Origin of the sequence: Pseudonocardia yunnanensis, from assembly GCF_039534065.1 — a bacterium.
Classification (GTDB): domain Bacteria; phylum Actinomycetota; class Actinomycetes; order Mycobacteriales; family Pseudonocardiaceae; genus Pseudonocardia; species Pseudonocardia yunnanensis.
The window spans coordinates 18,794-31,568 of sequence record NZ_BAAAUS010000005.1 but is presented as its reverse complement, the minus strand read 5'-3'; the positions used below and the strand labels follow the sequence as shown (position 1 = coordinate 31,568).

General features: G+C 69.9%; 10 protein-coding genes. 5 read left to right on the top strand and 5 right to left on the bottom strand.

Annotated elements, in window-relative coordinates:
- Positions 1 to 24 precede the first annotated feature (24 nt).
- The 5 genes from ABD743_RS05790 to ABD743_RS05770 all read right to left on the bottom strand — a co-directional run bounded on the left by ABD743_RS05790 (position 25) and on the right by ABD743_RS05770 (position 5,953).
- A complete protein-coding gene (locus tag ABD743_RS05790; RefSeq protein WP_344719575.1) occupies positions 25 to 1,584 on the bottom strand; it encodes a class I adenylate-forming enzyme family protein in 1,560 nt (519 codons plus the stop codon).
- Between the two features lie 44 nt (positions 1,585 to 1,628).
- On the bottom strand, positions 1,629 to 3,038 hold the full coding sequence (locus ABD743_RS05785) for a phosphotransferase family protein (protein WP_344719574.1): 1,410 nt from the start codon (positions 3,036 to 3,038) through the stop codon (positions 1,629 to 1,631).
- Positions 3,039 to 3,060: 22 nt separating this feature from the next.
- Positions 3,061 to 3,699, bottom strand: a complete 639-nt coding sequence (locus tag ABD743_RS05780) for a TetR/AcrR family transcriptional regulator (RefSeq protein ID WP_344719573.1) — start codon at positions 3,697 to 3,699, stop codon at positions 3,061 to 3,063.
- Positions 3,700 to 3,764: 65 nt separating this feature from the next.
- On the bottom strand, positions 3,765 to 4,688 hold the full coding sequence (locus ABD743_RS05775; protein ID WP_344719572.1) for a cyclase family protein: 924 nt from the start codon (positions 4,686 to 4,688) through the stop codon (positions 3,765 to 3,767).
- Positions 4,689 to 4,693: 5 nt separating this feature from the next.
- A complete protein-coding gene (locus ABD743_RS05770) occupies positions 4,694 to 5,953 on the bottom strand; it encodes an acyl-CoA dehydrogenase family protein (protein ID WP_344719571.1) in 1,260 nt (419 codons plus the stop codon).
- Between the two features lie 70 nt (positions 5,954 to 6,023).
- On the opposite strand from ABD743_RS05770, the gene ABD743_RS05765 reads away from it, so the two are divergent.
- From ABD743_RS05765 to ABD743_RS05745, 5 genes are all read left to right on the top strand, one after another.
- A complete protein-coding gene (locus ABD743_RS05765) occupies positions 6,024 to 6,797 on the top strand; it encodes an enoyl-CoA hydratase/isomerase family protein (RefSeq protein ID WP_344719570.1) in 774 nt (257 codons plus the stop codon).
- 17 nt (positions 6,798 to 6,814) lie between these two features.
- On the top strand, positions 6,815 to 7,630 hold the full coding sequence (locus tag ABD743_RS05760) for a crotonase/enoyl-CoA hydratase family protein (protein WP_344719569.1): 816 nt from the start codon (positions 6,815 to 6,817) through the stop codon (positions 7,628 to 7,630).
- Positions 7,627 to 9,219 carry a long-chain-fatty-acid--CoA ligase gene (locus tag ABD743_RS05755; protein WP_344719567.1) on the top strand — a complete coding sequence of 531 codons (1,593 nt, stop codon included), beginning with the start codon at positions 7,627 to 7,629 and terminating at the stop codon, positions 9,217 to 9,219. Before ABD743_RS05760 ends, ABD743_RS05755 begins: the two co-directional genes overlap by 4 nt.
- A 63-nt stretch (positions 9,220 to 9,282) precedes the next feature.
- Positions 9,283 to 10,899, top strand: coding sequence for a flavin-containing monooxygenase (locus tag ABD743_RS05750; protein ID WP_344719566.1), 1,617 nt, complete (start codon positions 9,283 to 9,285; stop codon positions 10,897 to 10,899).
- 380 nt (positions 10,900 to 11,279) lie between these two features.
- Positions 11,280 to 12,608 (top strand): hypothetical protein, encoded by a 1,329-nt coding sequence (locus ABD743_RS05745; RefSeq protein ID WP_344719564.1) that lies wholly within the window; start codon positions 11,280 to 11,282, stop codon positions 12,606 to 12,608.
- The last annotated feature ends 167 nt before the right edge of the window (positions 12,609 to 12,775 follow it).

Genomic DNA, 12,775 nt, shown 5'->3' with positions numbered 1-12,775 from the left:
ACTGGCTGAACGTTCGTTAAGACGCTACGAAGGGGCCAGTGCGTTGTCAATGTCGTCGCGCACCAGCTCCCGCAGCTCCCGCTTGAGCACCTTGCCTACGGTGTTGCGCGGCAGCTCGGGCACGAGCATCACCTGCCGCGGGCACTTGTAGCCGGCGAGCCGCGGCCGGCAGAACTCGCGGATCTCCTCCTCGGTCGGCTCCTGGCCGGCGACGGGCTCGATCACGGCGACCACCCGCTCGCCCCACACCTCGTCCGGTGTCCCGACCACGGCCGCGGCGGCGACCCCCGGGTGGTGGTGCAGCACGTCCTCGACCTCGCGGGAGTACACGTTCTCCCCGCCCGTGAGGATCATGTCCTTCAACCGGTCGACGATGTAGAAGTAGCCGTCGGGGTCTCTGCGGGCGAGGTCGCCACTGTGGAACCAGCCGTCGCGGAACGCCTCACGGGTGGCGTCGGGCCGGTCCCAGTACCCCGAGCACACCTGCTCGCCCCGGATCACCAGCTCGCCGACGACGCCGGGGGCGCACTCGGTGCCGGTGGCGTCGACCACCCGCACCGCGGACAGCGCCATCGGCCTGCCGACCGAGGCCAGCAGGTCGGTGCGGCCGTCGAGGGCGGTGAGGTGGTCCTCGGCGCTGTGCACGAGCACGTTGCCCGCCAGCTCGGTCATCCCGAATCCGGTCTGGAACGCCGCGTTCGGAAAGTGCGTCATCGCTTCCCTCAGCGTCGCCACCGGCATCGGGGCGGACCCGTACCCGATCCGCGTGATCGACGACGTGTCGTAGCGGGCGAGCGAGGGATGGCGCAGGAGCATCGCCAGCATCGTCGGTGCCACCGTGGTGGCGGTGACCCGGTGCCGCTGCACGGCGGCGAGGAAGCCGTCCGGGTCGTAGCGGCGAAGCAGCACGACGGTGTCGGCGTGCAGGTGCGAGACGAGCACCCCGTAGCCCGCGATGTGGCACAGCGGCCACGGGCACAGCGACACCGCGGGCCACTCGTCGGCGGTCTCCCAGCTCACGCCCGCGTTCGTCACCGCGGCCGTGACGTTGCGATGGGTGAGCACGGCGCCCTTCGCCCGCCCCGTGGTGCCGGACGTGTAGAGCAGCCAGGCCGGGGCGTCCTGGTCCGGGGCCACGGGCTCGGTCACCGGCCGTCCGTCCATGAGGGACGCGACGGACACCGTTCCCGGCGCCACGGAGTCGACGCTGACGATCGTGGTGACCGACTCGACCGCCTCGGCCGCCGCCCGTGCCGTCCGAAGAAACTTCTCCTCGGTGATGAGCACGGCCGGGCGCGAGTCGGACAGGACGTCGACGACCTCCCGCGGCGAGAGCCGGTAGTTCACGAAGACGAGGGCCATCCCGGCGAGCGGCACGCCGTAGTAGGCCAGGACGTACTCCGGGTTGTTCTCCGTCAGCACCGCCACCCTGTCGCCGGGGCCGGCGAGCTGGCCGAGGCCGTGCGCGAAGCGGCACACGTCCGCGTAGAGCTCCCGGTAGCTCCACGAACGGTCCTCGAACGTCAGCGCGGTCACCTCAGGGGCGCGCTCCGCGGAGAACGCCAGCACGTCGGAGATCCTCATCGATCCACTCCGCTTGTTCGGTCGGTGTTTCGGCTGTCCCCCGATCAGCCCGGATGGGACAGGTAGCGCGGGTTCGCCACGGCGAGCCGGTCGGTCACCGCGGCACGGACGACGGCGAGCAGCGCCGGATCGTCCGCGTCGATCTCGCCCGAACGGATGGCCGCGGCCAGCCCGGCCTGGTCGCTGACCCCGAACCGGGTGAGGCGCTCGGCGTGGCGACGTTCCTGCTCGGGCCCGAGCCGCAGCTCACGGCCCACACCGTCGAGCACGTTGGCGGCCACGCGCGCCAGAAAGTTCAGCCGGCCCTCGGTGTCCGGCATAAGCTCCTCGCGCAGGAAATGCACGACGGCGCCGACCAGGTCGGCGGAGGTGGGGCTGCCGTGCAGATCGGACTCGACGGCAGGCGTTCCGTACTCCGCGGGTTCGGCAGGCAGCCCGAGGGCGAGCAGCAGGTCGTGCTCCTGCTCGCAGACGCGTCGGCCGATGGCGGCCATCTCCACAGAGGGCGTCTGGCCGGACAGGTGCCGCTCGGCCATCGCCCGGCAGCCCACGGCCCACCGTGCGGTGCCGTAGACCTGCCACCACAGCACGGCCTGCGGGTCGGGCCGCGTGCCCGCGACCTCCGCGTAGCCGTCGAGCAGCTCCTCGACGGTACCGAAGCCACCGACCGGCAGCTCCGAGCCGAACCGCCAGCACTTCACGCACAGCCAGCCGAGGTCCTCGCGCGGGTCGCCGCGGTGCACCAACTCCCAGTCGAGCACGGCGCGCAGCCCGTCGGGGCCGATGATCAGGTTTCCGGTGCGGAAGTCGCCGTGCACCACGGTCTCCGCCACCGGGTCCGGCCGGTGCCGGTCGAGCCACCGCAACGCGATCTCGATGGTCGGCAGCGGCTCGCCCACCGCGTCGTAGCTCGCCAGCAGGTGTTCGAGCGGGTCGTGGGCCTCCAGGTCCGGCACGGCGTCGAGGGGCACGCCGTGGATCCGGGCGAGCGTCCGGCCCAGCTCGGCGGCCATCGACTCCCGTGCACTCGCGTACTGCGGTTCGCGCAGCAGCCGGCGGGCGATCGTCTCGCCGTCGACGTACTCGGTGACCAGATACGGCGAGCCGAGCACGGCGAGGTCGGTGCCGGAGTCGACGAGCAGCGGCACGGGCACGTCCGCGGTCTGCGCGGCGGCGATGGCGGCCGCCTCCCAGGCCATCCCCTCCGGATGGCCGCCGAGGAATCGTCCGGCACCGGGCGGGTCACGGCGAAGTACGAGCCTGCGGCGCGCGGCGCCGGTGCGTGCGGTGAACGACCATGTCTCCCGGCTCGCTCCACCGGTGAGGCGGGTGAGCTGCTCGACGGACACCTCGGCACCCAGCACCGTGGTGAGCCGTCGCGCGAGCAAGCAGGCGAGCACGTCCGGGTCGCACGCGTCGACGGGACGCCCGTCGAGGATCGCGACGGCCGTCATCGCGGCCACCCCGACCCGGGCGTCAGGACTCGTGGGCCCCCACCATGTCCAGCGCGAGCCGCTGGTAGCGGCGCACCACCTCGGCGCGGCTCATCCGGCCTCGCGGGGAGAACCAGCTCGCCACACCGGTGCACATCACGACGATCGCCCGTGCGGCTTCCAGCGGGATCGGCGTCGTGAACACTCCGCGCTCCACGCCCTCGGTGACCACCCCGTCGAACAGGCGCTGCTGCTGCTGGCGCTTGGCGATGTGCCGGCTGCGCACCGGCTCCTCCAGCGCACGCAGCTCGCTCGTGCCGAGCAACGTGCCCCGCTGGTCCTGGAGGTGGAACAGCACCTGCACGTCGACGAGCGCCCGCAGTCTGGCCGCAGGCTCGTCGCCGGCGTCCGCCAGCGCCGCATGGGTGCGCTCCAGCAGCGCCTTGATCCCGCGCTCCATGATCGTGGCGAGTACCTGCTGCTTCGACGTGAAGTGGTGGTAGAGCGCCGCCGGGCTCACTCCCGCGCGCTCGGCGATGTCCCGGACCGACGTGCCGTGGTAGCCGTGCTCCGCCATCACCGCGAGCGCTGCGTCCAGGATCCCCGCTTCGCCCACCGGGCGTGCCGGCGTAGGCCCGGCCTCGCGCGCGCCGGGTCGCTCCGGCAGAGCTGGGCTCGCCACGCGGCCACCTCCTCTGCGCCGCCCCGACGGGGCGGGTCGACCAGGTTACCCGCACGTAGGTCCCCTTACTTGATCGCCAGCGGGTTGATGGGCGAGCCGACCGCACGCCGGAACTTGATGGGCGGCGCCGTCAGGAGGAACTCGTAGCGCCCGTCGGCCGCGCAGTCCTCGGAGAGCTCCTCGAAGTCGAGGATCTCGCCGAGCGTCATTCCCATGTCCCGGATCAGCACCATGTGCACGGGAAGCGTCTCTCCCTCGACCTCGCCGGGGAGCACCTCGATCGCCCAGTTGTCCGAGCACACCGCGGCGACATCGTGGGCGTGCAGCCACTCGCAGCACGCCAGGCCGAGCCCTGGCTCCCCCGCCATGAACGACGCGGCGTCGCCGTCGGAGAGGAACTTCCGGCGCCACCCCGTGCGCACCGCCACGATGTCGCCACCACGCAGCTCGGTGCCCTGCGCGGCCAGCGTGGCGTCGAGCTCTTCGGGGGTGATCACCTCACCCGCCTCGAGCCACTCGACGCCGCGTCGGCGCGCGACATCCACCAGCACTCCGCGCCCCACGAGGCCCTTCGCCTGGTTCTCGATGGACAGGTGCTTCGCGCCGTGCGGCGAGACGTCGGATGCGGGGAACCCGTTGTAGAGCAGGTCGTCGTAGAAGACGTGCGCGAGCCCGTCCCACTGCGACGCGCTCTGCAGGGGCATGAAGACGTAGTCGTCGGCGTAGTGGAAGGCGCCCGGGTAGTTCTGGTCGGCGCCGGTCTCGGAGAACAGCAGGACCGGGTTGATGCGCCCGCCGCCGGGCTGCGGGCCGCCCGGTCCGAACGGGATGCCGAGGTCGAACACCTTGCCGTCGCGTACCAGGCCGGTGGCGGCGGCGATCCGCTCCGGCGTCAGCAGGTTCGTCGTGCCCCGCTCGTCACGGCGCCCGTCGACGTCCCAGCGGCCCCAGTTCGACAGCCGGCGTCCGATCTCACGAAAGTCCTCCACCGTTCTCAGCCCTGTCCCTTCCGTGGTCCTGCGAAGCCGAACAGATAACCCGCGACCTTGCGCATCTGGACCTCCTCCGCACCCTCGGTGATCCGGTACCGGCGGTGGTGGCGATAGATGTGTTCGAAAGGCGTGTGCCGCGTGTAACCGAGCCCGCCGTGCACCTGCATCGCGCGGTCGGCGGCGTCGCACACGAACCGGTTCGCCCGGTAGTTGCACATGGAGACCTTGTCGCTGATCTGCATGTGCGGCACCCGGTCGAGCTCCCACGCGGTCTTGCGCACCAGTCCGCGCAGCATCTCGGCTTCGGTCTGCAGCTCCACCAGCGGCCACTGGATCGCCTGCCGGGTCGCGAGCGGCTGCCCGAACGTGATGCGCTTGCGCGCGTACTCGACGCTGCGGTCGACGCAGTACTGCCCGGCGCCCACACCCGAGGCCGCCTGCCGGATCCGGTTCTCGTGCACGAAGGTCTGCGCCACCGCGAGCCCCTGGCCCTCGGCGCCGAAGATCGCGGAGTTGGGCACGCGCACGTCTCGGATGGTGACCTCGGCGTGGTCGGTGGGCATGTTGAACGTCCACCAGTGGAAGTCGACGGAGAAACCCGGCGCATCGACGGGGGTGAAGAACGCGGTGATCCCCCGCGCGTCACCGGGCTTGCCCGACGTGCGCGCGAAGATCACGTCGTGGGTGGCGGAGTGCATCCCCGAGTTGAAGCGCTTGCCTCCGTTGAGGATCCAGTCGTCCCCGTCGCGCACCGCCGTGGTCTCCATCCACGTCGCGTCGCTTCCGTGCTCGGGTTCGGTCAGCCCGAACCCGATGCGCTTCGTGCGCGCGAGCATCGGCTCGAGGAACTCCTCCTTCTGCTCGCGCGTGCCGTACTCGAGCATCATGTGGACGAAGGGGAAGTTGCCGACCACCGACGACTCGTTCTGCAGGTCGTTGTGCAGCCCGAGGCCCTTGTGCGCCAGGTGCTCTCGGATCACGGCCATGTCGAGGTTGGTCCCGTCGGAGCCGCCCACCTCCTTCGGCAGCCCGTAGCGCAACCATCCGGCGGCATCGGCCCTGCGGAACATCTCGCCGAGCAACTCCTCCCACTCGCGCCGCGGCACGCCCCCGTTCTCGAAGTCGGTGCGGGAGTACTCGCGGCGGTGGTCGAAGAAGCGCTCGTTGTCGTCCTGCGCCTGCAGCGGCGCGATCTCCCGCTCGATGAAGTCATCAAGGTCGGCGAGGCGCTGGGTCAGCTCGACGGGCAGTTCGAAATCCACAGGCCCTCCTTAACGATCGTTCAGCTAGCATGGCATCGCCGCCAGCGTCGGGGGAAGAGGGAGACGGCACGTGCGCGAGATCCGCTACGAGGTCGCCGACGCAGTAGCCACGCTGACCATCGACCGTCCCGAGAAGCGTGGCGCCATGACCTACGCGATGCTCGACGAGTTCTCCGCGGGGGTGGCCCGGGCGGGCGCCGATCCGGACGTGGCGGTGCTGCTGGTCACCGGTGTGCCCGGCAGCTTCTGCGCCGGAATCGACCTCGCCGATCTCGCCTCGCGCTCCCCGGACGACCGGGGCAGGCGCCACGGGGACGGCCCCGGCGACCTACTGCTCATGGCCTGTCCGAAGCCGGTCGTTGCCGCCGTCGACGGCATGGCCGTGGGCATGGGGGCGGAGTTCGCCACCCAGGCCGACCTGCGCGTGATCTCCACCCGGGCACGGTTCCGCTGGAACTTCGTGCATCGCGGCCTGGTCTCCGACACCGGCGCGGGCACGTGGCTGCTCCCCCGCCAGATCGGCATGGCCCACGCGATGCGGCTGCTCTACACGGGTGCGGACCTCGGGGCCGAGGAAGCGCTCGCACTCGGCTTCGCCACGGCGGTCGTCGAGCCCGAGGCGCTGCCACAGGCCGCGCTCGACCTGGCCGAGGCGATCGCAACCGCATCTCCGTTCGCGCTGGTCAGGAGGAAGAAGCTGATGCTGGACGGCGCGGGCGCTCCTCTCCGGGCGCACGTCCACGCCACGCGCTCGGCCCTGGCCGAGTGCTTCGCGTCGGCCGATCATGCAGAGGGCGTCGCCGCCTTCCTGGAGCGGCGTCCCGCTCGATTCACCGGACGTTGAGATCAGGGAGGAACTGCATGCCCGACGAGGAGCAGCGGGTGTCCGTCAGCGTGACGGACGGGATCGCCGACGTACGCCTGAACCGTCCGGAGAAACGCAACGCGCTCGATCCCGCGATGTTCGCGGGGCTCGTCGAGGCGGGTGAGCGGCTCAGGTCCGACGTCGCGGTGCGTGTTGTCGTGCTCTCCGGGGAGGGACCCGACTTCTGCGCAGGCCTCGACTTCACCTCGTTCCGTGCGATGACGGCCGGAGAGCGGCTCTCGGCCTCCGCCCAGCTCCCGCCGTCCGCGGGGCCGGCCAAGGCGACCGGCCAGCGGGCCGCGTACGTGTGGGCGGAGCTGCCCGTTCCGGTGATCGCCGCCGTGCACGGGAACGCGCTGGGCGGCGGCCTGCAGATCACCCTCGGCGCCGACATCCGCATCGTGGCGCCCGACGCGCGGTTGTCGGTGATGGAGATCAACTGGGGGCTCGTCCCCGACATGACAGGCACCCAGCTGCTGCCCGAGCTCGTCGGCCGCGACGTCGCCAAGGAGCTGACGTACACCGGCCGGGTGGTCAGCGGCGAGGAGGCCACCGCTCTCGGGCTGTGCACGCGCACCGACCCCGATCCGCGCACTTCGGCCCTCACCCTTGCGGCCGAGATCGCCGCCCGCAGCCCGCACGCCGTCCGCGCGTCGAAGCGGCTGCTCGACCTGGCAGGCCGGGTGGACCTGGAAGCCGGGTTCGCGGCGGAGCAGAAGGAGATCGGTGCTCTGATCGGCAGCCCCAACCAGGTGGAGGCCGTCACCGCCCGGTTCGAGAAGCGCGCCCCGAACTTCGAGGACGGACGATGACCGCGGCGGAGGACAGCGCGGTCATCGCCGCGGCCCGGCGGATGTCCCACGGGGAGCAGCTCGCACGCACGGCTCGCCTGTATCCCGGTCGGGTCGCGTTCCAGTTCGAGGAGCAGCACCGCACCTACGCCGAGCTGGACGAGCGCGTGACCCGCCTGGCCAGGGCGCTCGCGACCCGCGGTGTCGGCCGTGGCGACCGGGTGGCGGTGTTCATGCAGAACCGCCTCGAGCTCGTCGAGGCCTACTTCGCGGCGTGCCGCCTCGGGGCGATCGCGGTGCCGGTGAACTTCCGGCTGGTCGCCGACGAGGTCGCCTACATCCTCGGCGACGCCGAAGCCACTGCGCTGCTCGTCGATCACGAACTCGCCGCCACCGCGGCGGCCGTGCGCCCGAGGGTGCCCAGCCTGACCACGGTCGTCGCCACCGGAGGCGCCGAGGCGACACCCGGCCTGGACGCCGAGCCGTACGAGCAGCTGATCGCGGACGCGAGCGCCGAACCCCTGGTGATCGACGTCCCGGAGTCCGACGCGGCCTTCCTGATGTACACCTCCGGCACCACGGGCCGGCCGAAGGGCGCCGTGCTCACCCACCACAACCTGGTGACCAACAGCGTCAACTGCGCCATGACGCAAGGCATCCGCGACCCCGACGAGGTGTGGCTCTCGGGACTTCCGCTGTTCCACATCGGCGGGCTCAACGGAATCCTGTTCCACCTGCTCGTGGGCGGACGGTCGATCATCACGCGCTCGGGCAGCTTCGACGCCCGCGAGGTCGTCGATCTCATCGAGCGCGAGCGGGTCACCGGCTGCTACTTCGTGCCGACGCAGTGGAAGGCGATCTGCGAGCTGCCCGGCCTGAAACAACGTGACCTCGCGCTGCGGCGCATCTCGTGGGGTGCGTCCGTCGCTCCGCCGTCGGTGCTGCAGGCCATGGCCGACTCGTTCCCCGGGGTGCCCAACTTCAACATGTTCGGGCAGACCGAGATGAGCTCCGTGACCTGCGTGCTCCGCGGGGAGGACGCGATCCGCAAGATGGGCTCCGTCGGCACGCCGATCATCAACGTCGAGGCACGCATCGTGGACGCGGAGATGAACGACGTACCGGTCGGCCGGATCGGCGAGATCGTCTACCGGGGCCCCACGGTGATGCGCGAGTACTGGCGCAATCCGGAGGCCACAGCAGAGGCGTTCGCCGGCGGGTGGTTCCACTCCGGCGACCTGTGCCACATGGACGACGACGGGTTCATCACGGTCGTCGACCGCGCCAAGGACATGATCGTCTCGGGTGGGGAGAACATCTACTGCGCCGAGGTCGAGGCCGCGATCGACGCGCACCCCAAGGTCGCCGAGGTCGCCGTGGTGGGCGTCCCGCACGAGACGTGGGTCGAGACACCCCGTGCCGTCGTTGTCCCCGTCGACCCGGCCGACCCGCCCACACTGGAGGAGATCGTCGAGCACTGCCGCACGCGGCTGGCGTCGTACAAGAAGCCCACATCGCTGGTGGTCGTCGACGAACTGCCGCGCACGGCGTCGGGGAAGGTCCAGAAGTTCCGACTACGGACCGCGCATACGGCCGTGGCGGATGCCTGAGCCCGTCATGGCGAGGCCCGCCGTCGAGATACCACCGCAGCAATCACAGTCGAAGGAGTGTCGATGAGTCGCCCCAGCTCTCCCGATGTGGTCGTGGTCGGGGCCGGAGTCGCCGGTCTCTACCAGCTCCACCGCCTGCGTGACCTGGGACTGAGCTATCGGGTCTTCGAGGCCGGCAGCGGCATCGGGGGCACGTGGTTCTGGAACCGCTACCCCGGCGCCCGCTGCGACGTGGAGAGCCTGGAGTACTCCTACTCGTTCTCCGAAGAGCTCGAGCAGGAATGGGAGTGGACCGAGCGCTACCCGGCCCAGGCGGAGATCCTCGAGTACGTCGAGCACGTCGCGAAGCGGTTCGATCTCGACCGGGACGTCGAGCTGGACACCCGGGTGACGTCGGCGGTGTGGGACGGCGAGCGCTGGGCGATCACCACGGACCGGCCCGAGACCGTCTCGGCCCGGTACGTCATCTTCGCCACCGGCTGCCTGTCGCAGCCGAAGGAGATCGACATCGCCGGGCTGGACAGCTTCCGCGGAAACGTCTGGTCGACAGCCCGCTGGCCGCACGACGGTGTCGACTTCACCGGCCGTCGGGTGGCGGTGATCGGCACCGGTTCGTCCGGCGTGCAGTCGATCCCGGTGATCGCGCAGCAGGCCGCCGAGCTGACCGTCTTCCAGCGCACGGCCAACTATGTCCTTCCGGCGCGCAACGCCCCGCTCTCCCCGCAAGCGCAGCAGGAGCAGAAGGCGAACTACCGCACCCTTCGCCGGCTCGCCCGCGAATCGCCGGCCGGCCTCCTGGGTGTACAGGGCGAAGCCTCGGCCATGGACGCCACCGCCGAGGAGCGCCACGAGGTGTACGAGCAGGCCTGGAAGATCGGTGGCCTGGGAGCGCTGCGCCGCTGCTACAACGACATCTCGCTGAACCTCGACGCGAACCGCACGGTCAGCGACTACCTGCGCGACAAGATCAGCAGCATCGTGCGCGACCCGGAGACCGCGGCGGCGCTGGCACCGTCGGACCACCCGTTCGGCACCAAGCGGCCGTGCCTCGGCACGGGCTACTTCGAGACCTACAACCTCGACCACGTCCGGCTCGTCGACCTCCGCACGACCCCGATCACCACGATTACCGCCGAGGGCGTCCGGACGGCGGACCGGCTCGTCGAGGTCGACGACCTCGTACTCGCCACCGGCTTCGACGCCATGACCGGGGCTCTGCTCGCTGTCGACATCCGTGGCAGGCACGGGCTGCGCCTGGCCGACGCGTGGGCGGAAGGCCCCACGACCTATCTCGGGCTGCAGGTCGCCGGCTTCCCGAACATGTTCACCATCACCGGACCGGGCAGCCCCTCGGTGCTCAGCAACATGATGGTGTCGATCGAGCAGCACGTGGACTGGATCAGCGACTGCCTCGCCCGCATCGACGGTCACGTGATCGAGGCGTCCCCCGAGGCCCAGGAGCGGTGGGTCGCGCACGTGGCCGAGGCGGCGGACCAGACCCTGATGAACCGCGCCAACTCCTGGTACGTCGGCGCCAACGTTCCCGGCAAGCCACGGGTCGTCATGCCGTATGTCGGCGGGGTGGGTCGGTACCGGGAGATCTGCGACGGTGTGTCCGCCGCAGGGTACGAGGGCTTCGTGCTCTCCGGGGGATCAGCCAGGGAGCGTGATCACGGGTAGCGGCGCGTGAGCCGGACGGGCGCCGACGTGGGTCTGGTTACCACCGGCGGGTCGGCGGCCGGGTGCCCTGGCAGGCCGCGCACGATGAGGGAGGTGGGGATCCTGGATTCGTAGGCGTACGAGACCGCTGGCCTGCCGCATCGCACCGTCGACCTCAGCTTGAATCCGATTCTGGAATATCTCCTCGGCACGGCACAGCGCTCATGTGACCGACCTCGTACGGCGGCGGCTGCGACGTACACGCCGCCCGAGTGACCCCGAAAATCGGAAGATGTCGGTCCTGGAATTCAGTGACAGTCGCGGCGGCGGTACTCCGACGGAGTAGCTCTCCGGTAGCAAGGAGGAGCGCTGATCGTCGGCGACCTCTTAAACTCGTCGACATGAGGCAGCACGGGGCGCGCCCCGCCGAGCCGGCCCGATTTCCCGAGGACGATCGTGTCCGGCGGGCGTCTGCAGCGGCGAACTCGGCTGCGGCGCTGCTCGCGTTGCAAAGACTGGCGGGGAATGCGGCAGTGACTCGCGCCCTGGGCAGGCCCACGGCACTACCGCAGCCACCATCGACACCTACGGCACAGAAATCCCTGGCCGTCAGCGTTCAGCGCGTGGCCTGGGTCGGCGACCAGCGCGTCGACCCCTCCGAGGCGGCTCTCACGCCCGAGATGCACAAGCTCGCCGCGGACCGTGACGTCCACGACTACCAGGACGAGAACGAGTTTCGGCGCCACGCTGCCGGCCAGACCGACTACCTGGGCAACATCGAGCACCCGAACGCGGAATACAACAGCACATGGGTCCGGTTCTCCCCAACTGGCTTCAACGTGATCGGCGAGAATCACGACAAGGTCACGCTTGCCCACATCGCCCCGGCGGTAGGTACCCGTTTATTCATCTACGAGCCGTTCTCGACCGACAACCTCACTGCAAATCCTGCGACGGCGGACGCTTCTCGCCGAGCGAATGCAGGGCCCATGTCTGATTTCGGACTTCGCGCGACCGACGACACCCGGCAGTTCGGCGCCGAGTCACTTTTCCCGAAGCTCGGGTTCGCGTTCGCAGGCATGATGCCGTTGATAACGCCGGCCGCGCTGGGTCGAATGAACGGATTCACCGGACGGCGCCTCCAGCACTACCTCGTAATCGCTTGGACATATGCCGGCGAGGTGAGCGCGGAGGTGATGCATCGGAGCCGGCAGGGCCCGACGGGAGTGGCCGATGAGCTGGTCGGGCAGCACCGTGCGGAAGCGCAACTTTCCAAGGTCTACGAGAGCCTGCCGATTCTGGGTGAGTTCGTCAACGGGCTCCAGCCCGACGCAGAGCTGGGCACGAGCCTGATGAGTTGGCGTATAGCGCATCCCGAGCATGCCGATCAATTATTGATCGAGTTCCGCGAGTTCGGCCGGAACTTCATCGAACTCCTGGCGGCGAGGGTGGACGGAGACACAGGCATGTCCGCATTCGACAAGAAGTGGATAAAAGCCAAGCCGAGCATTGATCGCTTCCAATACTGGCGAGATATGAAGTTCAAAGAAAGTGTGCTCGGTGCTCAAGCCCGCGGACTTCGATACGCAGGAATGGGCGCAAATCACATGAGAGATCTCCGGAAACGGCTGGGGCCGAACAAAGGGATCTACTACTACAACTTCTCCGAGGAAGATCTGGTGCAGGCAAAGATGCGCACCCGCCGACGAGCTGGAGAGATCTTGCGCTGAGGCCACCTCCGCGCACCCTGACTCGACCCGGATGGTGGCCCGAGGATCGCCTCGTCGCTCACCGATGCCGTCGACCGGGTGGTCGCGATCCGAGCGCACCCCTCGAACACGCCCCGTGCGAGGCCAACGACCTGGTCATCCAGGGCGCCCACCAGCAGGGCAGCCGG